At 68.4% G+C, this 23,491-nt stretch carries 19 protein-coding genes and 1 pseudogene; 9 read left to right on the top strand and 11 right to left on the bottom strand.

What is annotated here, in order from left to right:
* The first annotated feature begins 147 nt into the window (after nt 1-147).
* The 3 genes from ACFXK0_RS13615 to ACFXK0_RS13605 all read left to right on the top strand — a co-directional run bounded on the left by ACFXK0_RS13615 (nt 148) and on the right by ACFXK0_RS13605 (nt 8,061).
* On the top strand, nt 148-3,648 hold the full coding sequence (locus ACFXK0_RS13615) for a DNA-directed RNA polymerase subunit beta (RefSeq protein WP_379410457.1): 3,501 nt from the start codon (nt 148-150) through the stop codon (nt 3,646-3,648).
* A gap of 108 nt (nt 3,649-3,756) precedes the next feature.
* On the top strand, nt 3,757-7,710 hold the full coding sequence (locus ACFXK0_RS13610) for a DNA-directed RNA polymerase subunit beta' (protein WP_379410456.1): 3,954 nt from the start codon (nt 3,757-3,759) through the stop codon (nt 7,708-7,710).
* Between the two features lie 81 nt (nt 7,711-7,791).
* Nucleotides 7,792-8,061: a hypothetical protein gene (locus ACFXK0_RS13605; protein ID WP_379410455.1), complete on the top strand. Its 270-nt coding sequence runs from the start codon at nt 7,792-7,794 to the stop codon at nt 8,059-8,061.
* Nucleotides 8,062-8,182: 121 nt separating this feature from the next.
* Here ACFXK0_RS13605 and ACFXK0_RS13600 read toward each other — a convergent pair whose 3' ends face one another.
* The 3 genes from ACFXK0_RS13600 to ACFXK0_RS13590 form a co-directional block, all read right to left on the bottom strand.
* The gene (locus ACFXK0_RS13600) at nt 8,183-9,190 is read right to left on the bottom strand and encodes a DMT family transporter (RefSeq protein ID WP_379410454.1); all 1,008 of its coding nucleotides are present in this window, start codon (nt 9,188-9,190) and stop codon (nt 8,183-8,185) included.
* Nucleotide 9,191: 1 nt separating this feature from the next.
* The gene (locus ACFXK0_RS13595; RefSeq protein ID WP_379410453.1) at nt 9,192-9,845 is read right to left on the bottom strand and encodes a hypothetical protein; all 654 of its coding nucleotides are present in this window, start codon (nt 9,843-9,845) and stop codon (nt 9,192-9,194) included.
* Between the two features lie 89 nt (nt 9,846-9,934).
* Nucleotides 9,935-10,954 carry an aldo/keto reductase gene (locus tag ACFXK0_RS13590; RefSeq protein ID WP_379410452.1) on the bottom strand — a complete coding sequence of 340 codons (1,020 nt, stop codon included), beginning with the start codon at nt 10,952-10,954 and terminating at the stop codon, nt 9,935-9,937.
* Between the two features lie 100 nt (nt 10,955-11,054).
* Here ACFXK0_RS13590 and ACFXK0_RS13585 point away from each other — a divergent pair, with 100 nt between their 5' ends.
* Nucleotides 11,055-11,897, top strand: coding sequence for a helix-turn-helix transcriptional regulator (locus tag ACFXK0_RS13585; protein WP_379410451.1), 843 nt, complete (start codon nt 11,055-11,057; stop codon nt 11,895-11,897).
* A gap of 4 nt (nt 11,898-11,901) precedes the next feature.
* Here the strand turns inward: ACFXK0_RS13585 and ACFXK0_RS13580 are convergent, their stop codons facing one another.
* Both ACFXK0_RS13580 and ACFXK0_RS13575 read right to left on the bottom strand, forming a co-directional pair.
* Entirely contained in the window at nt 11,902-12,630 is a 729-nt protein-coding gene (locus tag ACFXK0_RS13580; protein WP_379410450.1) for a hypothetical protein, read from the bottom strand.
* A gap of 111 nt (nt 12,631-12,741) precedes the next feature.
* Nucleotides 12,742-13,998, bottom strand: coding sequence for an FAD-dependent oxidoreductase (locus ACFXK0_RS13575; RefSeq protein ID WP_379410449.1), 1,257 nt, complete (start codon nt 13,996-13,998; stop codon nt 12,742-12,744).
* A 100-nt stretch (nt 13,999-14,098) separates the two neighbouring features.
* Here ACFXK0_RS13575 and ACFXK0_RS13570 point away from each other — a divergent pair.
* Nucleotides 14,099-14,209: pseudogene (locus ACFXK0_RS13570) on the top strand (helix-turn-helix domain-containing protein); the annotation flags it as partial.
* A 124-nt stretch (nt 14,210-14,333) separates the two neighbouring features.
* Here the strand turns inward: ACFXK0_RS13570 and ACFXK0_RS13565 are convergent.
* The 4 genes from ACFXK0_RS13565 to ACFXK0_RS13550 all read right to left on the bottom strand — a co-directional run bounded on the left by ACFXK0_RS13565 (nt 14,334) and on the right by ACFXK0_RS13550 (nt 17,083).
* Entirely contained in the window at nt 14,334-15,323 is a 990-nt protein-coding gene (locus tag ACFXK0_RS13565; RefSeq protein WP_379410448.1) for a pirin family protein, read from the bottom strand.
* The gene (locus tag ACFXK0_RS13560; protein ID WP_379410447.1) at nt 15,320-16,135 is read right to left on the bottom strand and encodes a GNAT family N-acetyltransferase; all 816 of its coding nucleotides are present in this window, start codon (nt 16,133-16,135) and stop codon (nt 15,320-15,322) included. Before ACFXK0_RS13560 ends, ACFXK0_RS13565 begins: the two co-directional genes overlap by 4 nt.
* 49 nt (nt 16,136-16,184) lie before the next feature.
* On the bottom strand, nt 16,185-16,625 hold the full coding sequence (locus ACFXK0_RS13555; protein WP_379410446.1) for a MerR family transcriptional regulator: 441 nt from the start codon (nt 16,623-16,625) through the stop codon (nt 16,185-16,187).
* A gap of 89 nt (nt 16,626-16,714) precedes the next feature.
* Nucleotides 16,715-17,083 (bottom strand): VOC family protein, encoded by a 369-nt coding sequence (locus ACFXK0_RS13550; RefSeq protein ID WP_379410444.1) that lies wholly within the window; start codon nt 17,081-17,083, stop codon nt 16,715-16,717.
* Nucleotides 17,084-17,131: 48 nt separating this feature from the next.
* On the opposite strand from ACFXK0_RS13550, the gene ACFXK0_RS13545 reads away from it, so the two are divergent.
* A complete protein-coding gene (locus tag ACFXK0_RS13545) occupies nt 17,132-17,335 on the top strand; it encodes a hypothetical protein (RefSeq protein WP_019049371.1) in 204 nt (67 codons plus the stop codon).
* Nucleotides 17,336-17,342: 7 nt separating this feature from the next.
* Here ACFXK0_RS13545 and ACFXK0_RS13540 read toward each other — a convergent pair whose 3' ends face one another.
* Entirely contained in the window at nt 17,343-17,834 is a 492-nt protein-coding gene (locus tag ACFXK0_RS13540) for a SixA phosphatase family protein (RefSeq protein ID WP_379410443.1), read from the bottom strand.
* 156 nt (nt 17,835-17,990) lie between these two features.
* On the opposite strand from ACFXK0_RS13540, the gene ACFXK0_RS13535 reads away from it, so the two are divergent.
* Nucleotides 17,991-19,658: an FAD-dependent oxidoreductase gene (locus tag ACFXK0_RS13535; RefSeq protein ID WP_379410442.1), complete on the top strand. Its 1,668-nt coding sequence runs from the start codon at nt 17,991-17,993 to the stop codon at nt 19,656-19,658.
* A 35-nt stretch (nt 19,659-19,693) separates the two neighbouring features.
* On the opposite strand, the gene ACFXK0_RS13530 is transcribed toward ACFXK0_RS13535, so the two are convergent.
* The gene (locus tag ACFXK0_RS13530; RefSeq protein WP_379410441.1) at nt 19,694-20,467 is read right to left on the bottom strand and encodes an acyl-[acyl-carrier-protein] thioesterase; all 774 of its coding nucleotides are present in this window, start codon (nt 20,465-20,467) and stop codon (nt 19,694-19,696) included.
* A 143-nt stretch (nt 20,468-20,610) separates the two neighbouring features.
* Between ACFXK0_RS13530 and ACFXK0_RS13525 the strand changes: the two genes are divergently transcribed.
* Together ACFXK0_RS13525 and ACFXK0_RS13520 are read left to right on the top strand one after the other, a co-directional pair.
* A complete protein-coding gene (locus ACFXK0_RS13525) occupies nt 20,611-22,383 on the top strand; it encodes a protein kinase (RefSeq protein ID WP_379410440.1) in 1,773 nt (590 codons plus the stop codon).
* 54 nt (nt 22,384-22,437) lie between these two features.
* Nucleotides 22,438-23,412: an NADPH:quinone oxidoreductase family protein gene (locus ACFXK0_RS13520; RefSeq protein ID WP_379410439.1), complete on the top strand. Its 975-nt coding sequence runs from the start codon at nt 22,438-22,440 to the stop codon at nt 23,410-23,412.
* The last annotated feature ends 79 nt before the right edge of the window (nt 23,413-23,491 follow it).

The raw sequence follows: 23,491 nt of genomic DNA, 5'->3' as shown, positions 1-23,491 counted from the left end.
TCCACACCTTGATTCGCACACGTGAGTTCCACCCTTCCGGTGTTACTTCCGCTGCTGCTTGTTCTGGTTTCGTTCGGGCTGTCACCAGCGAGAATCACAACGTAGCAGGCAAGCGACGGTCGCGGACCACCACGCGACGCGCGTGAGGTGCTGGAAGGACGCATCTTGGCAGTCTCCACCCAGACCAAGGCTGGAATCCCCGGAGCCCCCTCGAGGGTTTCGTTCGCGAAGATCCGAGAGCCCTTGGAGGTGCCCGGACTTCTCGACCTACAAACGGACTCGTTCGCCTGGTTGGTCGGTACTCCCGACTGGCGTGAGAAGGCGGCCGCACGCGGCGACGTCGGTCTCGCAGGCGGACTCGAGGAGGTGCTCGAGGAGCTCTCGCCGATCGAGGACTTCTCCGGCTCCATGTCCCTGTCGTTCTCCGACCCGCGCTTCGAAGAGGTCAAGGCCTCCATCGAAGAGTGCAAAGAGAAGGACATGACCTACGCGGCGCCGTTGTTCGTCACCGCGGAGTTCATCAACAACAACACCGGCGAGATCAAGAGCCAGACGGTGTTCATGGGCGATTTCCCCATGATGACCGACAAGGGCACCTTCATCATCAACGGCACCGAGCGTGTCGTCGTCTCGCAGCTGGTCCGCTCCCCGGGCGTCTACTTCGATCACAGCATCGACAAGACCACCGAGAAGGACCTGCACAGCGTCCGCGTGATCCCCTCGCGCGGCGCGTGGCTGGAGTTCGACGTCGACAAGCGCGACACCGTCGGTGTGCGTATCGACCGCAAGCGCCGTCAGCCGGTCACCGTGCTGCTCAAGGCCCTGGGGATGACTACCGAGGAGATCGTCGAGCGTTTCGGCTTCTCCGAGATCATGATGTCGACCCTGGAGAAGGACAGCACCCCCGGCCAGGACGAGGCGCTGCTCGACATCTACCGCAAGCTGCGTCCGGGCGAGCCGCCGACCAAGGAGTCCGCGCAGACTCTGCTGGAGAACCTGTTCTTCAAGGAGAAGCGTTACGACCTGGCGCGCGTCGGCCGCTACAAGATCAACAAGAAGCTCGGCATCCACGTGCACGAGCCGGTGACCTCCTCGGTGCTGACCAAGGAAGACATCGTCGACACCATCGAGTACCTGGTGCGCCTGCACGCCGGTGACAAGATGATGACCGCCCCCGGCGGCGAAGAGGTGCCCGTCGAGGTCGACGACATCGACCACTTCGGCAACCGTCGCCTGCGCACCGTCGGCGAGCTGATCCAGAACCAGATCCGCGTCGGCCTGTCCCGCATGGAGCGCGTGGTCCGCGAGCGGATGACGACTCAGGACGTCGAGGCGATCACGCCGCAGACCCTGATCAACATCCGTCCCGTCGTGGCCGCGATCAAGGAGTTCTTCGGAACCTCCCAGCTGTCGCAGTTCATGGACCAGAACAACCCGCTCTCGGGTCTGACCCACAAGCGCCGCCTGTCGGCGCTGGGCCCGGGTGGTCTGTCCCGTGAGCGCGCCGGCCTGGAAGTCCGTGACGTCCACCCGTCGCACTACGGCCGTATGTGCCCGATCGAGACCCCGGAAGGCCCGAACATCGGCCTGATCGGTTCGCTGTCGGTGTACGCGCGGGTCAACCCGTTCGGCTTCATCGAGACCCCGTACCGCAAGGTCGTCGACGGGGCCGTCACCGATGAGGTCAAGTACCTCACCGCCGACGAGGAAGACCGCTACGTCCGCGCCCAGGCCAACTCCCCGGTCGACGCGCAGGGTCGCTTCATCGAGGAGAAGGTCCTCGTCCGTCGCGCCGGCGAAGAGGTCGAGTTCGTGACCCCGGCGCAGGTCGACTACATGGACATCTCGCCGCGCCAGATGGTGTCGGTCGCGACGGCCATGATCCCGTTCCTCGAGCACGACGACGCCAACCGTGCCCTCATGGGCGCGAACATGCAGCGTCAGGCCGTGCCGCTGATCCGTTCCGAGTCCCCGATCGTGGGCACCGGCATGGAGCTGCGCGCCGCGGTCGACGCCGGCGATGTCGTGGTGAACGAGAAGCCGGGTGTGGTCGAGGAGGTCTCGGCCGACTACGTCACCGTGATGGCCGACGACGGCAGCCGCAAGTCCTACCGGATGCGCAAGTTCAACCGCTCCAACCAGGGCACCTGCTCCAACCAGCGTCCGATCGTGGACGAGGGTCAGCGGGTGGAGAAGGGGCAGGTCCTCGCGGACGGCCCCTGCACCGAGAACGGTGAGATGGCGCTCGGCAAGAACCTTCTTGTCGCCGTCATGCCGTGGGAAGGCCACAACTACGAGGACGCGATCATCCTGTCGCAGCGCCTCGTGGAAGAGGACGTTCTCACCTCGATCCACATCGAAGAGCACGAGATCGACGCCCGCGACACCAAGCTGGGCGCCGAGGAGATCACCCGGGACATCCCGAACGTCTCCGACGAGGTGCTGGCCGACCTGGACGAGCGCGGCATCATCCGCATCGGCGCCGAGGTTCGCGACGGCGACATCCTGGTCGGCAAGGTCACCCCGAAGGGCGAGACCGAGCTGACCCCCGAGGAGCGCCTGCTGCGCGCGATCTTCGGTGAGAAGGCGCGCGAGGTGCGCGACACCTCGCTGAAGGTGCCCCACGGTGAGTCCGGCAAGGTCATCGGCATCCGCGTGTTCTCGCGCGAGGACGACGACGATCTGCCTCCGGGTGTCAACGAGCTGGTCCGCGTCTACGTGGCCCAGAAGCGCAAGATCCAGGACGGCGACAAGCTCGCCGGTCGCCACGGCAACAAGGGCGTCATCGGCAAGATCCTCCCCATCGAGGACATGCCGTTCATGCCCGACGGCACCCCGGTCGACATCATCCTGAACACCCACGGTGTGCCGCGTCGTATGAACATCGGCCAGATCCTGGAGACCCATCTGGGCTGGATCGGTAAGGCCGGCTGGAATGTCGACGTCGCCACCGACGGCACCCGGCCGGACTGGGCGGCCTCGCTGCCCGAGGAAATGCTCGGCGCCCCGGCCGACTCGAACATCGCGACGCCGGTGTTCGACGGTGCCAAGGACGACGAGCTGACCGGTCTGCTCGGCTCGACCCTGCCCAACCGTGACGGTGAGCGCATGGTCGACGAGAACGGCAAGGCGACCCTGTTCGACGGTCGTTCCGGCGAGCCGTTCCCGTACCCGGTCGCGGTCGGTTACATGTACATCCTGAAGCTGCACCACCTGGTCGACGACAAGATCCACGCCCGTTCGACCGGCCCGTACTCGATGATCACCCAGCAGCCGCTCGGTGGTAAGGCGCAGTTCGGTGGTCAGCGTTTCGGTGAGATGGAGTGCTGGGCCATGCAGGCCTACGGCGCGGCGTACACGCTGCAGGAACTCCTGACCATCAAGTCCGACGACGTGGTGGGCCGGGTGAAGGTCTACGAGGCGATCGTCAAGGGCGAGAACATTCCGGAGCCGGGCATTCCGGAGTCGTTCAAGGTGCTCCTCAAGGAACTCCAGTCGCTGTGCCTCAACGTGGAAGTGCTGTCTTCGGACGGCGCCGCGATCGAGATGCGTGACGGCGACGACGAGGATCTGGAGCGCGCCGCGGCGAACCTGGGCATCAACCTGTCCAGGAACGAAGCGGCCACCGTCGACGATTTGGCGAACTAGGTGGTACGCGCGGTGCGGCCGTTCCAGCGAACGGCCGCCCCGCGCCCCGCGATCGACAACTAGTGAACTTTTGCTCGAATTCGACCCGAACAGGGGAAAGGAAGTTACGTGCTAGACGTCAACTTCTTCGATGAACTCCGGATCGGCCTGGCCACCGCTGAAGACATCCGAAACTGGTCTTTCGGTGAGGTCAAGAAGCCGGAGACCATCAACTACCGCACGCTCAAGCCGGAGAAGGACGGGCTCTTCTGCGAGAAGATCTTCGGCCCCACCCGGGACTGGGAGTGCTACTGCGGCAAGTACAAGCGTGTCCGCTTCAAGGGCATCATCTGTGAGCGCTGTGGCGTCGAGGTGACTCGCGCCAAGGTGCGTCGTGAGCGGATGGGCCACATCGAGCTGGCCGCGCCGGTCACCCACATCTGGTACTTCAAGGGCGTGCCCTCGCGCCTTGGCTACCTGCTGGATCTGGCGCCGAAGGATCTCGAGAAGATCATCTACTTCGCCGCCTACGTCATCGTCGGTGTCGACGAGGAGCTGCGCCACAACGAGCTCAGCACCCTCGAAGCCGAGATGGAGGTCGAGAAGAAGGCTGTCGCCGATCAGCGCGACGCCGATCTCGAGGCCCGCGCGCAGAAGCTCGAGGCCGACCTGGCCGAGCTCGAGGCCGAAGGCGCCAAGTCCGACGTGCGCCGCAAGGTCAAGGACGGCGGCGAGCGCGAGATGCGTCAGCTGCGCGACCGCGCCCAGCGTGAGCTGGATCGTCTCGACGAGATCTGGACCACCTTCACCAAGCTGGCCGTCAAGCAGCTCATCGTCGACGAGGTGCTCTACCGCGAGCTCGTCGACCGCTACGGCGAGTACTTCACCGGCGCCATGGGTGCGGAGTCCATCCAGAAGCTGATGGAGAACTTCGACATCGAGGCCGAGGCCGAGAACCTGCGCGAGACCATTCGCTCGGGCAAGGGCCAGAAGAAGCTGCGCGCGCTCAAGCGGCTCAAGGTCGTCGCGGCCTTCCAGGCCAACGGCAACTCGCCCATGGGCATGGTGCTCGACGCCGTTCCGGTGATCCCGCCGGAGCTGCGCCCGATGGTTCAGCTCGACGGTGGCCGTTTCGCCACCTCCGACCTGAACGACCTGTACCGCCGCGTGATCAACCGCAACAACCGCCTCAAGCGACTGATCGATCTGGGCGCGCCCGAGATCATCGTCAACAACGAGAAGCGGATGCTGCAGGAGTCCGTCGACGCGCTGTTCGACAACGGCCGTCGTGGCCGTCCGGTCACCGGTCCGGGTAACCGCCCGCTGAAGTCGCTGAGCGATCTGCTCAAGGGCAAGCAGGGTCGTTTCCGGCAGAACCTGCTCGGCAAGCGTGTCGACTACTCGGGCCGTTCGGTCATCGTGGTCGGTCCGCAGCTGAAGCTGCACCAGTGTGGTCTGCCCAAGCTGATGGCGCTCGAGCTGTTCAAGCCGTTCGTGATGAAGCGTCTGGTCGATCTCAACCACGCGCAGAACATCAAGTCCGCCAAGCGGATGGTCGAGCGTCAGCGCGCCCAGGTGTGGGATGTCCTCGAAGAGGTCATCGCCGAGCACCCGGTGATGCTGAACCGCGCGCCCACCCTGCACCGCCTGGGTATCCAGGCCTTCGAGCCGCAGCTGGTCGAAGGCAAGGCCATCCAGCTGCACCCGCTGGTGTGTGAGGCGTTCAACGCCGACTTCGACGGTGACCAGATGGCCGTGCACCTGCCGCTGTCGGCGGAGGCGCAGGCCGAGGCGCGCATCCTGATGCTGTCGTCGAACAACATCCTGTCCCCGGCCTCGGGTCGCCCGCTGGCGATGCCGCGTCTGGACATGGTGACCGGCCTGTTCTACCTGACTCGTCTCGACGAGAAGGGTGTCGGCACCTACCGGGCGGCCACCAAGGACGAGGCCGAGCAGGGCGTGTACTCCTCGCCCGCCGAGGCGCAGATGGCCGTGGACCGCGGTGAACTCACCGTGCGTTCGCTGATCAAGGTGCGGCTCACCGAGCAGCGCCCGCCGCGCGAAATCGAGACGGAGCTGTTCCCGGAGGGCTGGCACCGCGGAGAGGCGTGGCTGGCCGAGACCACTCTGGGTCGCGTGCTGTTCAACGATCTGCTCCCGGCGGACTACGCGTTCATCAACGAGCCGATGCCGAAGAAGCGGCAGGCCACGATCATCAACGATCTGGCCGAGCGCTACCCGATGATCGTGGTCGCGCAGACCGTCGACAAGCTCAAGGACGCCGGCTTCTACTGGGCCACGCGTTCGGGTGTCACCGTCTCCATGTCGGACGTGCTCGTTCCGCCGGAGAAGGCCGACATCATGGAGCGGTACGAGGCCATGGCGGATCAGATCGAGAAGAAGTACCAGCGTGGTGCGCTCGATCACCAGGAGCGCAACAACGCCCTGGTCAAGATCTGGCAGGAAGCGACCGAAGAGGTCGGTACGGCGCTGCGTTCGCACTACCCGGCCGACAACCCGATCATCACGATCGTCGACTCGGGTGCGACCGGTAACTTCACCCAGACCCGTACCCTCGCCGGTATGAAGGGCCTGGTGACGAACCCGAAGGGTGAGTTCATCCCGCGCCCGATCAAGTCCTCCTTCCGTGAGGGCCTGACCGTGCTCGAGTACTTCATCAACACCCACGGTGCTCGTAAGGGTCTGGCCGATACCGCGCTGCGTACCGCCGACTCGGGTTACCTGACCCGTCGTCTGGTCGACGTCTCGCAGGATGTCATCGTGCGCGAGCACGACTGTGGCACCGAGCGCGGCATCGTCGTGCCGATCGCGGAGAAGCTGGCCGACGGCACGATCATCCGCGACGCCCACGTCGAGACCTCGACCTTCGCCCGGACGCTCGCGTCCGACGCGGTCGACGCCAAGGGCAATGTCGTGGTGGCCAAGGGCGCCGACCTCGGCGACCCGGCGCTGGAGGCGCTGCTCGACGCCGGCATCACCGAGGTGAAGGTCCGCTCCGTGCTGACCTGCACCACCGGCACCGGCGTCTGCGCCACCTGCTACGGCCGTTCGATGGCCACCGGCAAGCTGGTCGACATCGGCGAGGCCGTCGGCATCGTCGCCGCCCAGTCCATCGGTGAGCCGGGTACCCAGCTGACCATGCGTACCTTCCACCAGGGTGGTGTCGCCGGCGACGACATCACCGGTGGTCTGCCGCGTGTCCAGGAGCTCTTCGAGGCCCGTGTCCCCAAGGGCAAGGCGCCGATCGCTGAGGTCTCGGGCCGGGTGCGCCTCGAGGACGACGACCGCTTCTACAAGATCACGATCATCCCTGATGACGGGTCGGACGAGGTCGTCTACGACAAGCTCTCGAAGCGTCAGCGTCTGCGTGTGTTCAAGCACGACGACGGCACCGAGCGCCTGCTGGCCGACGGTGACCACGTGGAGGTGGGTCAGCAGCTGCTCGAGGGCGCTGCCGATCCGCACGAGGTGCTGCGCGTGATGGGTCCCCGTCAGGTGCAGGTCCACCTGGTCCACGAGGTCCAGGAGGTCTACCGCTCGCAGGGTGTGTCGATCCACGACAAGCACATCGAGGTCATCGTGCGCCAGATGCTGCGTCGCGTGACGATCATCGATTCGGGTGCGACCGAGTTCCTGCCCGGTTCGCTCACCGAGCGTGCCGAGTTCGAGGCCTCGAACCGTCGCGTGGTGGCCGAGGGTGGCGAGCCCGCCTCCGGCCGTCCGGTGCTGATGGGTATCACCAAGGCGTCGCTGGCCACCGATTCGTGGCTGTCGGCGGCCTCCTTCCAGGAGACCACCCGAGTGCTGACGGACGCGGCCATCAACTGCCGCTCCGACAAGCTGATCGGCCTGAAGGAGAACGTGATCATCGGTAAGCTCATCCCGGCCGGTACCGGTATCAACCGTTACCGCAACATCCAGGTGCAGCCGACCGAAGAAGCCCGTGCCGCCGCGTACGCGGTGCCGTCCTACGACGACACCTACTACTCGCCGGACAGCTTCGGCTCCTCCACCGGCGCCGCAGTGCCGCTGGACGACTACGGCTTCAGCGACTACCGCTAGGCAGTACCCTGAACGCCCCGCTCCTTCGTGGAGCGGGGCGTTCGTCGTTCGGGGCCGAGTCGTTTCGGTATCGCGGGACTCATGACCGCGGCCTATGACCACTACCCCGAGCTACACCGGTTGGTCGAGCAGTTACGACCCGAGACCGCCCCGGCGGCCCGCGAGGCATTGCTGCGCCTGGTCAAGTCCGGTACCCCTGACCGACTGGCGGCCCTCTTCCCGCTCGGTGCGGCCGATGCCTCACTGATCGCCGTCGCGGAGCGCCTGCAAGTCCAGGACATCGCCACGGCCGACCATCACTTCCGTGCGGTCCGCACAGCGGGGCTCGACTACATCAACGTAGTTCCTTAGGCTCCCGCGACGACAGTTGGACGGTGCTGGTTTCGGACCCGGCCACAAGGTATCTGATGTCATCCCCTCACTATGGCGTCAGATAATCGACAACTGAGGATATGGAGGTGGCCTCCCTCAGCTACCGCTGGTGATTCGGTGAGTCGGGGTGTGCTGCAGTGATGTCGTCGGCGGCGGTTTGGGCTTCGGGGTCGCCGAGGGCGATGGTTTCGGGTTCGCCGAGGCGGACGGTGATCACGCCGAGCAGGATCAGGGTGCCACCGAGTAGTTGGATCGGGCGGGGGGCTTCGCCGAGTAGGGCCCAGGCGAACAGGAGGGCGGCGAGGACTTCGGTGAGTGCGATGAAGGAGGCCAGGCGGGAGCCGAGGCGGCGAGTGGCGGCGATGCCGGTGACGTAGGCGATGGCGGCGGTGACGATGCCGATGACCAGTACCGGGACCCACCAGGGTGTGTGGAAGCCGGCGAAGACGACCGGCTCGGTGGTTGCGTGCAACGGCACGATGCCCGCCGCGCCGGCCAGCAGCAGGGTGACTCCGCCGATGAGCAGCCCGCCTGCGGCGAGGACAGTGCCGGGCAGTTCGCCGCCGTGTGCGGAGAGCACGAAGTACGCCGCGCCGCCGAACATCGCTGTCAGGGCCCAGGCGATGCCGACGGGGTCGGTGGACAGACCTGACAGCACATCGAGTACCAGCAGCAGGCCGAGGATGCCGAGAGCGGCGCCGATGATGGTCGCGACCCCGGGCCGCTGCCGATGCCGCGCCCACATCCAGCCGACGACGGCGACCGGCGCGGTGTATTCGATCAGCAGCGCAGCCCCGACCGTCATGTGCGCGACCGCGTTGAAATAGGCGAGCTGGGTGCCCGCGACGGCGACCAGGCCGTACGCGATGATGAGTTTCGCGTTGGCGCGCACCATATTCCAGTTGCCGCGCAGCTGGGGGAGTGCCAGTGGCAGGAGCACGATCCCCGCCAGCAGGACCCGCACGGCCACGACCGAGGCCGAGCTCCAGCCCGCGTTCATCAGCCCGCGCGCGAGCGGGCCGGACAGGCTGAAGGAGGTGGCGGATGCCAGCGCGAACAACAGGCCGGACCGCATCCGGGTCGCGTTGTCACGGGTCGAAGTCACCACGTCAGAGCGAACGCACCTTCGGGCATTTCTTGCCCGCGAGATGGCATTTGTCCTCGAATCCGGCGGGCAGCCAGGCGCCGGTCCGCAGCAGCGGATGTTGCGGGAAGTGCCGCAGTGCCGCGGTGACGAAGATCAGTGGCGCCCACGCGCTGCGGACCTGCAACTGCTGCAACTTGCGGCTGTGATCCGGGAACCGGCAGGCGACCAGGTCGGCCGCGGTGAGGTCGACGCTCTCCAGCGCCGACCAGTGCAGCGAGAACGACCGCTCCGGATTGGCCAGGTGGATCCGGTGATTCGACACCATCGCGGTCCCCGGCCGCTCCGCCACCCACCGCGGTCCGGCCGCCTCGGCCCGCAGCCGACGCGAGGTGGTGCCCAGTGGCGCAATCGACCCCAGTGGGGTCCGGCCCCGGGCGCCGCGACTGTCGCCGAGGCCACGCCAGCTGAACCATTGGACGCCGCCGTCGGCCAGGCAGGTTTCGCCGGGGTCGAGCCGGACCCGGGTCGCGGCGGACGGGATCTGGGTGACCCGCCCGCTCGCGAGCAGTTCGACGACCCCGCACGTGTACAGCAGGTAGTCGTCGAACCAGGTCCAGCCGGCCTGCTCGGCCAGTGCCCGGTCGATATCGGCCAGCGGGTCGAACACGTCTCTCACCACCCACTCACAACGTGCGTCTCCGGCGCTGGTGCGGGAGTCCACTTGTGTGTCAACGGTAGCCGAGGACGGCGACGGATTCGTGCGGGTCAGCGCTCGCTGTCGAGCATGGCCATCTGCGCGGGGGCATAGCGCGCGCCCGCGACGGCCGCGGCGGGGGCGGCCGCCTCGATCGCGGCCAGTTCCGCCGGGCTCAGGCTGATCACCACGGCGTCGAGCGCCTCGGCCAGCCGGGCACGGTGGCGGGTGCCGATCACCGGCACGATATCGGTGCCACGGTGCAGTGCCCAGGCGATCGCCAGCTGGGCGACCGAAACCCCCTTGGTCGCAGCGAGATCCGCGAGCGCCTCGACCAGACGCAGGTTGCGGGTGAGGTTCTCGCCCTGGAAACGCGGGCTGTGGGTGCGGAAGTCGGTGACATCGGTCGGGGCGGCACCGGCGCGGAAGGTGTCGCTGAGCAGGCCGCGCGAGAGCACACCGTAGGCGGTGACACCGACACCGAGTTCCCTGGCGACTGGCAGGATCTCGCTCTCGATGCCCCGTGAGAGCAGCGAGTACTCGATCTGCAGATCGGTGATCGGGTGCACCGCGGCGGCGCGGCGCAGGGTGTCGGCGCCGATCTCGGACAGGCCGATGTGGCGCACGTATCCGGCCTGGACCAGCTCGGCGATGGCGCCGACGGTGTCCTCGATCGGGACCCCGGGGTCCAGGCGCGCGGGCCGGTAGACGTCGACGTGGTCGACACCGAGGCGGGTCAGGCTGTAGGTGAGGAAGTTGCGCACGGCGGCGGGGCGGCCGTCGAACCCGCTCCACCCGCCGTCGGGGCCGCGCAGCGCGCCGAACTTCACGCTCAGCACGACGTCCTCGCGTGGCCGTTCGGCGATGGCCTTGCCGATCAGCAGTTCGTTGTGGCCCGCGGCGTAGAAGTCGCCGGTGTCGATCAGATTGATACCCGCGTCGATGGCGGCGTGCAGGGTGGCGGTGGATTCCTGGTCGTCGGCGGCGCCGTAGGCGCCGGACATGCCCATCGCGCCGAGCCCGAGGCGGCTGACCGCGGGGCCGGTGCTACCGAGCGTGGTTCGGGCGGTGGTGATCTGTGTGTTCGTCATGACCACAGCCTGCGCCGGGCGCGCGTGGTGCGGCAGAGAGCGCGGATCGGGGGACCGGCGATCCCTGGCTGGGGCGCGCCGGTACGCGCACCATGGAGGGATGAACCGCCCCGAGCTCGCCGACTTCCTGCGCAGGCACCGCGAACAGCTCACGCCCGCCGAGGTGGGCCTGCCACCCGGCGTGCGCAGGCGGACGCCGGGGCTGCGCCGCGATGAGGTCGCCCTGCTCACCGGCATGTCGACCGACTATTACACCCGGCTCGAGCAAGCCCGTGGACCGCGACCGTCGACCCAGGTGCTGACCGCCCTCGCCCGCGTGCTGCGGCTCAGCGACGACGAACGCGACCACCTGTTCCACCTGTGCGGGCATCCGTCCCCGGATCGGGAGCTGCGCGACAAGCACGTCGGCCCCGGACTGCTGCACATGCTGGACAAACTCGACGACACCCCCGCCGCCGTGATCACCGAACTCGGAGAGGTGCTCGTGCAGAACCGCATGCACACCCTGCTCGCGGGCGACCACGGCGCCCAGCGCGGTCTCGACCGCTATTACGCGTGGCGCTGGTTCACCGATCCCGCCGCCAGAGCCCTGTTCCCGGAAGAGGATTGGGACCGGCTCGCCCGCAGCCACGTCGCCGATCTGCGGGCCGTCGCCGCGCGCCGGGCCGACGATCCCGAGGTCGCCGCCTATATCGCCGAATTGCGCGGCAGCAGCGCGGAATTCGAGGAACTGTGGAACGAGCATGAGGTGGCGGTGCGGGTCACCGACGTCAAGCGGTTCCGGCATCCCGAGGTCGGGCTGATCGACACCGTCTGCGAAGTGCTGGTCACCCGGAACGCGGCGCAGCGACTGCTGGTCTACCTGCCGCGCCCCGGCACCGATGCCGCGGAGAAGATGGCGCTGCTGCGGGTGATCGGCTCGCAGCGCCTCAGTCCGGCCTGACGGCTCAGGGTGCCCCGGTGAGGTAGGCGATCGCGGTGTCGACCGCGGGCTGGCCACCCGCCATCGCGTATCCCGCCATCGCCCCGATCGCCGCGCCGGCCACGGTCGCCACCGGCACGGTGATGAAGTCCAGCACGAACAGCCCGAGCGGGAAGCCGAGCACGAAACCGATCGCCGCCCCGATCGCCGCGCCTTCGATGATCTGCGGTTGCAGCCGTTGGGTCTCGGCGAAGAAGCGTTCCTGGGCGCTGATATCGCGTACGGGAGTGTCGGACTCGCCGATCGGGGTGAGTGTGAGGCGGGTGCCGGTGGGGTCGATCGCGGGGGTCAGCGACACGGTGTGCTGGCCGAGCCGCACGGCCATCGGCAGCGCCGCGATCACCGCGCCGGCGGCATCGGTGACGGTGACGACCTGCGCGTCGTGCACGAGGTCGAACCGGCCCGCGTCGAGCGTGGTCACCACCGCGCGCCGATCCTGCGACACCGCGACCGCGTAGTCCACGGCTTTGTCGGTACCGCGCAGCGCGGGCAGCAGCTGGATGCCGGGCTGGGTACCCGCCGGGGCGGATCCGGTCGTCGGCGCGGGTGCAACGGTGACGCCGGGCTGGGTGTCCGCGGGGGCGGGCAGCGGGGTGATGCCGGGCTGGGTGGGGTCGGCGGCGCCGATCCCGGTCGCCGACAGGGTGACCCCCGCCGCCAGCAGCGCTGCTCCGAGCACAGTGCCGATCCTCATCCCGCCAAGCCTCCCGCACATCCAGCCGGGACAGGTCGTCCCGCTCGTCGCGGCAAACCTAACCGCTGCGCGCCGTTTCGGAAAGTCACGGCGGCGGGTCCGGTCTCCGCCTCAGCGCGCCGTGGTGTGCTGAGGCGTTTCGCCGCTCGGACGACGGGCGAAGTCCGGTGCATGCTCGGGGCGGATGCCGATGCCGCCGACGTAGGCGGCGAGCCCGGCCAGCATCGGTACAGAGTCGACGATCCGCAGCGGCAGTGGGGCGGCGCGCAGCGTTCCGCGCAGCGCGGGGGCGATCAGCATCTCGTGCTCGGCCCGTTGGGAGCGCTGGGTGAAGCTGGCGGGCAACAGGCGTCGGCGTTGGACCTGGCGCAGGTGGGTGATGTCGACGGCACGGTCGAGCAGTGGTGCGGCCAGGATCCGGGCAGCGGCCACGGCGTCCTGGATCGCGAGATTCACTCCGACTCCGCCGACCGGTGACATCGCGTGCGCGGCGTCGCCGATGCACAGCAGACCCGGCACGTACCACTGCTCCAGTATGCCGACGGTGACATCGAGCAGCTTGACATCGTCCCAGGAACGAATCGCCGCGGTCGCCGTCTCGGGCCAGCCGAAGAGTTCGCCGACGCGCTCGCGCAGCCAGCTCACCTCGTGCGTGGCACGCAGTGTCGCGTCGCTGCCCTTCTCGATGAGGTAGCCGGTCTGGTAGTAGTCACCTCGATCGATCGCGACCGCGGAGTTTCCGCTGGTGAAGCGAACCTGTGACGCGTCACCCACGGGGTCGTCGGCGGATTTCGGGATGCGGAAGAACCACATGTCCATCGGGACGTCCTCGCGCTGCTGACACAGGCCCGCGGCCTCGCGCGCCACGGAATCGCGGCCGTCGCAGGCGATCACCAGATCGGCGCGCAGGGCCTGTTCGGCGCCGTCGGCGTCGCGGTAGCGCACGCCGGTGACGGTATCGCCGTCGTGGATCAGGCCGGTGGCGGTCGCGGGCATCAGCAGGGTGAAGGTGGGTTCGGTGGCGGCGGCGCGGGCCAGCAGGTCGAGGAAGTCCCACTGCGGCACCATCGCGATGTGCCGGTACCGGCCGGGAATCCGGGTGAGGTCGGCGGCGAGGACCAGCCGGTCCCCGGCATACATGTGCATCTTGGTCAGCGCGGCTTGGGGGAGCTGGGCGAAATCGTCGCCGAGGCCGAGTTCGTCGAGCAGCCGCACCGTCGACGGGTGGACGGTGTCGCCGCGGAAGTCGCGCAGGAAGTCGGCGTGCTTCTCCAGCACGGTGACCCGCACGCCCGCCCTGGCGAGCAGCAGCCCGGTCATCATGCCGGCCGGTCCGCCGCCCACGACGCAACAGGTGGCCTGGTCCATGTGATCCCCCTCGAGTCGATGTCTACGACAAAGCGTAGTAGTTAACCGGCCCGGCCGTCCACGGTTTTCGCCGAATGCGTGACGCCACCCGTATGACTTCCTGGATGCCTCGTTCGGGGCGCTCGCGGACCCCACCCGGCGGGGCATCCGCGAGCAGCTCGGGCGTGGGCCCGCCAGTATCAGCGAGCTGGCCGAGCGCTTCGAGATGACCCCCGTCTCGGAGAATTCCTCGAACGAACGGACCTCGGTGACGGGCGCAGCTACCGCGCCCTGGACGCCCTGCTCGCCGAAGGCCGCTGACCGCAGGCTGATCCGGTGCCACGGCAGGCGCCGGATCAGCGGTGGGTGCAGCCGGTCGCGCGTTTGCGCGGCTTCAACCGCAGCGGCGGCAGCGGCGGCGCGGGAATCCGCTGGTCGGGGCCGTGGCCGAGCACCGTGGGAAAACGGCTGATGTCGCGGGCTTCCCAGGCCTCGCGCGCCACGAGGATCTCCTCGTGGCTGCGGGCGACGAAGTTCCACCACATCACCAGCTCCTCGGCGAACGGCTCGCCGCCGAGCAGCGCGAAATGCGCGCCCTCGGTACTGGTCAGCCGCAGCTCGGCGCGGTCGGTGCCCAGATACAGCAGCGGACCGGCGGACAATTCCACCCCGTCGACCTCGACCGTCCCCGCGATCACCAGCACCGCGTGCTCGAAGGCCCGCTCCACCGGCAGCCGCACCTCGGCGCCCGGGTCGAGCACGATATCGGCGCCGACGATCGGTGAGTAGGCCCGCGCGGGCGAGGTGACCCCGCCGAGCGAACCGATCAGCACCGTGGCCCGCAGACCCGGCTCTTCGTACACCGGCAGCTCGCGATGCTGCTCGAAATGCGGCGCGTCCTCGCGCGCGCTGCCGGGCAACGCGATCCACAACTGCAGGCCGTTGCCCGCGGCCGCGCCCGGCACCCCGAACTCCGAATGCGCGATCCCGCGCCCGGAGGTCATCAGATTCAGCTGACCCGGCTCGATCTCCACATCCGAGCCCACCGAATCACGGTGCCGGATCCGGCCGTCCAGCGGCCAGGTGACCGTCTGCAGGCCGATGTGCGGATGCGGCAGGATATCGGGCGACGCGCCGGTCCGGGTGACGGTCGGCGAACCGAACCGGTCCAGGAAACACCACGCGCCCACGGTCGGCAGATCCCGTTGTGGCAGTGTGCGTTCCACATACACCCCGCGCACGCCGCCGAGCGGGACCTCCCTGGCCGGATACAGCTCGGAGATCGGTCCCGGTCCGGGCGACGGCTCGCACAGCGCCTCGGTGGGATCGGCCTCCAGGTCGCTCATTTCGTGATGCCCTTGCCGACTACGTGCGCGTCGTACTCGGGGTGCTTGTCCAGCCAGCCGCGGATGAACGGGCAGTGCGCGGTGATGGTGCGCCCGCGCGCGATCACGTCCTCGATCGCCAGCCGGGCGAGCACGCTGCCCAGCCCCTTGCCCGCGTAGGCGCCGTCGATCTCGGTGTGGGTGAAATCGGTGTCGTCGCCACGCTCGATGTACTCGGCGAAGCCGGCCAGTTCGCCGTCGTAGAACACGTCGTAGCGGTGCTGCTCGTCGTTGCGCACGACGCGGCGCTCGGCCTCGGCCGGAACGGGCTGCGCGGCGGGGGTGGTCTCGGGCATCTTCTTGCGCTCCTTCCGCACCGGAACCGGGTGCGCGCTCAGGATCGACACGCGATTGAACGCGCCGATCGCGACGGCGATCCAGACGATCACCGAGATCTGTTCCTCGGACCAATGCTCGCGCGCGATCTCGTATTCCCGATCGGCGCGGTCCTCCTCCGGCAGGGTGGTGACCGCCTCGACCAGCCCGAGCGCGGCCCGGTCGGCGGCGGAATAGGTGCCACCGCGCCGCCAGGCCGGCAGCACCGCGATCTCCTGCGCGGACAACCCGGCGCCCAGCCCAGCGTGCTCGTGCACATCGAGGCAGTACGGGCAGCCGTTGATCTGGGAGACCCGCAGGTTGATCAACTCGATCAACCGTCGCTCGATCCCGGCGGCACCGGCGGCGGCCCGGATCTCGGCGGCGGTCGCGCTGAGCGCCTTGAAGATGGCCGGGTGCTGCTTGTCGATCCATACGCGGTCGTGGCGTTCGGTCACCCTCGCGATGCTAGCGCCGCGCGCCACGGCCCGCCGCGACCACAGGCCGCTACTCCTGGCTCGTCGACGTGGTCAGCGTGGCCGGCCTGCCTTCGTAGACGGCGATCTTGTAGTCGAGGACGGCCACGGTCTGCTGGAGTTCCGCGATCTTGTCGAGCACGTCGGATCTGGTCTGCCGGAACATCGCCAGCCGCTCCGGATAGGTGTGCTCGCCTGCACGCACCAGTTCGGCGTAGCGGATCATGTCGGCCACCGGCATGCCGGTCAGCCGCAACCGGGTGATCAGCGTGAGCCACTCCAGGTCGCGATCGCTGAAACGGCGATTGCCGGTGTGGTCGCGGCCGATGTAGCCCATCAGGCCGATCTTCTCGTACCAGCGCAGGGTGTCGCGGCTGAGCCCCGAGCGTTCGGCCACCTCACCGATCGAATATCGGGGGCGTTCGAACTGCTCGGCGGCACCGCCGTCGCGCGCGGTCGCGTCCGGATCCATCGTTGCTCGTCCCTTCTCGTGGAACCGTGTCGACGCTATCCACCTGGAGTGCGCTCCAAGCAAGGGCCATTGTCCCGGGACGAGCGAATTCAGTTGTACTTCGGCAGCTCCTGCACGGCCCATCGGTTGCCGTCGGGATCGGCGAAGAAGGTGAACTTGCCCCAGCCCATGTCCTGGACCGGGGTGGCCGCCACACCGGCGGCCACGAGCTGTTCGTAGGCCTGCTGCGCGCTGGCGACCACCATCTGCATGCCCTCGACACTGCCGGGCGCGGCCTCGGTGAGCCCGCGGCCGAGGCAGATCGAGCAACCCGAACCCGGCGGGGTGAGCTGGACGAAGCGGATGTCGGGACTCGGTGTGTGGTCGTGATCGGCGTTGAAGCCGATGCTGGTGTAGAAATCCTTGGCCCGATCGACGTCGGTGACCGGGATGGCAACGAGTTCGATTTTCCAATCCATGGCGTTCAGCATGGCACCGGGGACCGACACGAACGTAGTCTGGATCACATGGCTGGTAAGGACATCGACCGGATCCGGGCCCGTTCGGCCTGGGAGACGGTCAAGGAGAGCCCCGTGATCACCGCGATCGCGGTCGCTCCGGTGGTGCTGGTACTCGGCGTGGTGTGGTGGCTGACGAACGGCTTCGTCGCCTTCGTGCTGCTGGCGCTGCTCGGCGTCGGGATCGTCGTCGGGGGCAAGCTGCTGAAGTAGGCGGCGATCAGCGGGGGACGTGGAAGAACGTGAGTTCGCCCGACCCCGGGTCGACCTGTGCCCACGGCCGGTCGAATTCGAGCACCGCCAGCGCCGAGGTCGGGAACTTGCGGCTCAGTTCGGTGGCCTGTTCGGAGTCCCGGTTGTGCGCCAATTCCCAGGCGGTCCAGGGGATTCCGGGTACATGGCCGACGACGAGCAGGGTCGAGATCGCGTCGTCGGTGAGCTGGATCAATTCGATCAGCGTGTGCGGGTTCGCCTCGTAGATCTCGCCGGTGTATTCCACCGGGGCGGCGACGCCGGTGGCCGCGAGGGTCTGCCTGGTGCGGGTGGCCGTCGAGCAGCGCACCGCGTCGATCGCCGGCTGGGTCGCGCGCAACCAGTCACCGGCCAGCGCGGCCTCGCGTTGCCCGCGCGGCGCCAGCGGGCGTTCGTGATCGCCCACGCCGTCGGGATAGGCCGATTTGCCGTGCCGCATCAGGATCAGGGTCGCCGCCATGTGACCACCGTAATCCGGCCCGCGGGTGAGGTCACTGTCACACTCGAGGCACACTGAAAGGTGCGTCACCGTCGATTTGCCCACGGCATACCCCGCCGCGGGTGCTCGACAGTGCCGTCTCGAGCCACCGACCACACATTTCGAGGATCTGCACCCATGGCCTACGTCATCACGCAGCGTTGTTGCAACGACGCCAGCTGCGTTACCGAGTGCCCGGTCGACTGCATTCGCCCGACTCCGGATCAGCCGGAGTTCGCCACGGCGGAAATGCTGCACATCGACCCTGACACCTGCATCGACTGCGGAGCCTGTGTCGACGCCTGCCCGGTGGACGCCATCTTCTCCGAGGACGACCTGCTCGCCTCGCTGTCGAGGTATCGCGAGATCAACGCCGCCTACTTCCAGCGCCACCCGCTGGAGTCGAACTTCGATCCGCTCAGCACGCCGGCGCGCCCGCCCAAGGACCTCGGCACGCTGCGCGTCGCGATCGTCGGCGCCGGTCCGGCCGCCTGCTACGCCGCCGACGAGCTGCTGCGCCGCAGCGACGTCGAGGTCGAGATGTTCGACCGGCTGCCGACCCCGTGGGGCCTGATCCGGGCCGGCGTCGCGCCCGACCACTCGGGTACCAAGGGCGTGGCGAACATGTTCGACTCCGCGTTCCGCCGCGACACCCTGCAGTACTACCTCAATGTGGAGGTCGGTGAGCACATCGATCACCAGGAGCTGCTCGCCCATCACCACGCGGTGATCTACGCCGTCGGCGCCTCCAGCGACCGCCGCCTCGGTGTGCCCGGCGAGGACCTGCCCGGCAGCCACTCGGCCACCGAGTTCGTCGCCTGGTACAACGGGCACCCCGATTTCGCCGAGCGCGAGTTCGACCTGTCCGGCGAGCGCGCGGTGATCGTCGGCAACGGCAACGTCGCCCTCGACGTGGCCCGCGTGCTCACCGCCCACCCGGACGAGCTGGCCAAGACCGATATCGCCGATCACGCGCTGGACGCGCTGCGCCGCAGCAATATCCGCGAGGTGGTGATCCTCGGCAGGCGCGGCCCGCTGCAGGGCGCCTACAGCTCGCCGGAGTTCCTGGCGCTCACGCACATGCAGGGCGTCGATGTGATCATCGATCCGGCCGAGCTGGAGCTGGACCCGCACAGCCGGGCCCAGCTCGACGACCCGAACATCGAGCCCTCGCTGCGCCTGAAATACCAGCTGGCCCAGGAGTACTCGCAGGCCACGCCCGATCCGGCCAACAAGCGGATCGTCTTCCGCTACCTGGCCACACCGACCGCGGTACACGGCGAGGAGCACGCGCGCGCGCTCGAGTTCGCGCACAACGAATTGACCGAGGAGAACGGGCAATTGGTGGCCACCGCCACCGACCGCACCGAGACCCTCGACACCGGCCTGGTGCTGCGCGCGATCGGCTACCGCGGTGTGCCGGTGGCCGGGCTGCCCTTCGACGAGCGCCGCGGCACGGTGCCCAGCGAACACGGCCGGGTCATCGAGGCGACCGAACCCGTTCCGGGTGTATACGTCTCGGGCTGGATCAAGCGCGGCCCGCGCGGCGTGATCGGTTCCAACCGGCTCGATGCCGAGGAGACGGTGGAAGCGCTGATCAGCGATTTCATCGCGGGCAAGCTGACCGCGCCGACCGGCGACCGGGCCGCCCTGCAGGCACTGCTCGCACAGCGTCAGCCCGATCTGGTCGACCGCAAGGGCTGGAAGACCATCGACCAGGCCGAGAAGTCGGCGGGTAAGTCGGCGGGCAGGCCGCGGGTCAAGTTCACCACCCGCGCCGACCTGCTCAAGGCCGCCAAGGGGTAGTCGACGGCCCCGGTCCCGCGCGGGGCCGGGGCTTTCTACTCAGGTAGTGGCATGATCCGGACGACGGTCGTGGTGATGCCGCCGACCACGAACCACAGCCGCAGCGTCAGCTTGCCGGTCACGTCGCCGGGCTCGTAGCGGGCGCGCACGGTGATGTGTTCGCGTGCCAGCACCGGCGCGACGTATTCGATCACCGCGCGATGCGGCCCGGCGACCAGCTTCGGATAGTCGACGAGGTACTGCTCGACCGCCTGCCAGTAGCAGGCGTTGTTGACGTGGTTGTACTGGTCGATATCGGTCGCGCGGATCGGGAACGGCAGATCGGTGTCGGACTCGCGCGGTGCCGGATCGGTGAGATAGGGCCGCCAGCGCAACCGGTGCTCGTCGGTGGACCTGGCCAGGTAGGCCAGGCCGTCGTCGCTGATCCGGGCGGGCAGGTTGCTCGATTCGCTGAGGTTGATCCAGAAGCCTTCGGTCTCGATCAGGCCGCCGCCCTCGCTGGTGATCCGGGTGCGCATGTTCGTCCACCGGGTGGACATGCTCGCGCACCAGCGGGTCAGGCGCACCTGGTCGGGCCAGACGATCGGGCGGACCACATCGATGACGGTGCGCCGCACGATCCAGGTGGGGTCGGTGCGGTGCAGGGTGGTCTGATGCAGCTCGTCCCAGGCGATGTCGGACAGGTAGCGCGCCACGGCATCCAAGCGCAGCCGGTGATAGGGGTCCACGTCGCCAGCCCGGACGGGCCACGCCGTGGCGAAACCCATGCCCTCCTGGGGAAGCGGGGCCAGTGGCTGATCGAGTGACACGTGTGCTCCTTGCACGGCTCACCAGGGTGCGCCGCGACTTCTTGCGTAGTTCTGCAGACGACTTTACGGGTCGCAGATCACACCCTCACGCCGAGGCAGTTGTCACACATGACATACCTACCCGCTCCCGGTAGCCTGCAGTGATGGCCGGCGGGGCGATGTCGGGCTCGATGTTCGGGCGCTATGAGATTCGCAGGCTCCTCGGAGTCGGCGGTATGGGGGAGGTCTACGAGGCCTTCGACACCAGCAAGAATCGCGTCGTCGCGCTCAAAATACTCAACCGGGAACTGGCCGGTGACCCTACCTACGTGCAGCGTTTCCGCCGCGAATCCCAGGCCATGGCGACGGTGCAGGAACCGCATGTCATCCCGGTGCACGACTGGGGTGAGGTCGACGGTGTCCTCTATATCGACATGCGCCTGGTCAAAGGCGTCGATCTCAAGGACCGGCTGGCCGAGCACGGCAGGCTGACCCCGGCCGAATCGGTGCAGGTCGTCGAGCAGATCGCCGCCGCCCTGGACGCCGCGCACGAGCTCGGCCTGGTCCATCGCGACGTGAAACCGGGCAATATCCTGCTCACCGGTTCCCTGTTCGCCTACCTGGTCGATTTCGGGATCGCGCACGCCGCCACCGACCCGCAGCTGACCAGCGCGGGCAGTGCGGTCGGCTCGATGGCCTACATGGCGCCGGAACGCTTCGAGAACGTCCCGATGAGCCCGGCGGTGGACACCTACGCGCTGGCCTGCGTGCTCTACGAATGCCTGGTCGGGCGGGTCCCGTTCCCGGTGAACAGTCTCGCGGGCGCGATCGGCTCGCATCAGATGGCCCCGCCGCCGCGGCCCAGCGCCGTCGACACCTTTCTGGCGCACTTCGACGCCGTGGTCGAACGCGGCATGGCCAAGCGGCCGCAGCAGCGTTACGCCAGCCCCGGCCACCTGGCCAGGGCAGCTCGCGCGGCGCTGGTGCAGGCCGAGCGGTCGGCGCCGAGCACGGTGCCCGGTCCACAGGTGTCGGCCGCGACGGCGTCCGCTCCGGTGACCGGCCCGCGCGCCTACGACGTCGTCAACCCGCCGCCCACGGTGTCGGGTCCGCAGGTGGCGGTCGGCCCGCGCGCCTCTGACCTCGCCGACCCGCCGCCCACGGTGTCGGGTCCGCAGGTGGCGGTCGACCCGCGCGCCTACGACGACGTCGTCGATCCGCCGCCCACGGTGTCGGGTCCGCAGGTGGTGGTCCCCGCGGCCGCCGCCCGCCAGTGGACACCGCCGCCGGGCCACCGGGTGCCCGCGCAGCAGCCCACCAGGCCCGGCGGGCACACCCATCCCTCCGCACCGTTGCCGCTACCGCCGCAACGTGATTCGTCGACCCCGATCCTGGCCGGGGCGCTGGGCGCGCTGGTCGTGATCGCCGCGGTCGGCGCGGCCGTGTGGGTGATGCTGAGCATCGATGACGAACCAGTCATTCCGGTCGCCGATCCGCCGGTGGTCAGTTCGATGGAACTGCCGCCGGTGGAGGTGACCGACGTGACCGAACCGACCGGCGCGGTCGAGCAGCCGACACCCGTGGTCACCACGGTGCCGCCGCTGCAGTCCAGCGTCACCGGCGCCGACGGGCAGGGCTTCCTCGCCGGCGCAGCGCGCTGCAACGACAACGACGCGGCGATGACCATCGCGCGCACCACCGGCTCACGGATCGTCATCTGCCACACCGGCGACAACCGGTACTACTACAAGGGCGCCAGGGCCAGCGACGGCCTCGGCATCGAGCTCGACGACCCGGTGCCGACCGGTGGCGGCGGTTTCATCGCGACCAACCCGACCGACAACACCCGCTACGTGGTGACCGCGTCCGGGCTGACGATCACCCAAAACGGCGAACAGCTGGTGAGCGAGCCGATGCTGGAATTCGCCCATCGCTGAACCCAGGCCCCGGCTATGTTCGGCTGGAGTATGTCAACAGAGAGGTTTTCCGATATGCGTGCAGCACAGGTCGCCCGGCTGGATGGACCGTCGGCGATCGAGATCGTCGACCTGCCCGAACCCGTGGCCTACCCCGGCGGCGTCCTGATCGACGTGCACGCGGCGGGCATCGCCTTCCCCGATGTGCTGATGACCCGCGGCCTCTACCAGATGAAGCCGGGCCTGCCTTTCGTCGTCGGCGGCGAGGTCGCCGGTGTCGTGCGCGAGGCGCCCGCGGAGTCCGGGCTGGTGGCCGGTGACCGAGTCGCCGCGCTGACCATGCTCGGCAATGCCGTCGCCGAGGTCGCCGTCGCGCCTGGCAACGCGGTGTTCAAACTGCCCGACAATGTCTCCCTCGAGGCGGGCGCGGGCATCCTGTTCAACGACCTCACCGTGCATTTCTGCCTGACCACCCGCGGCCGGATCGCCCAGGGCGAGACCGTGCTGGTGCACGGCGCGGCCGGCGGTATCGGCACCTCGACGCTGCGCATGGCCAAGGCGCTCGGCGCGGGCCGGGTGATCGCCGTGGTCAGCACCGAGGCGAAGGCGCAGGTGGCCAAGGCCAACGGCGCCACCGATGTGGTGCTGACCGAGGGCTGGCTGGCCGCGGTGAAGGAACTCACCGACGGCCGCGGCGTCGACATCGTCCTCGACCCGGTCGGCGGTGACCGTTTCACCGACAGCGTCCGCTCGCTGGCCGGCGGCGGCAGGCTGCTGGTCGTCGGCTTCACCGCGGGCGAGATCCCGACGGTGAAGGTGAACCGGCTGCTGCTCAAGAATGTGGAGGTCGTCGGCGCGGCCTGGGGTGAATGGGTGATGACCCACCCCACCTACCTGGCCGAGCAGTGGGCCGAGGTGGGTCCGCTGCTGGCCTCGGGCGCCATCGTCGCCCCCGAACCGGTGCTCTACCCGCTGGAGCGGACCGCCGATGCTGTTGCGGCGCTGGATGAACGGACCGCGACCGGCAAGGTTGTCGTGCAGGTGCGGTAGAACCGGCGTCATCGTGCAATCGGCGTGACCCCCGAGCTTAAAAAGACATCGGTGCACCCCATTTCAACTTAAACCCCGT

It is taken from the genome of Nocardia sp. NPDC059177, from assembly GCF_042755165.1.
In the GTDB taxonomy this organism is placed as follows: domain Bacteria; phylum Actinomycetota; class Actinomycetes; order Mycobacteriales; family Mycobacteriaceae; genus Nocardia.
Note: the sequence above shows the minus strand (reverse complement) of the source record. Positions and strands in the feature narration are given on the sequence as shown.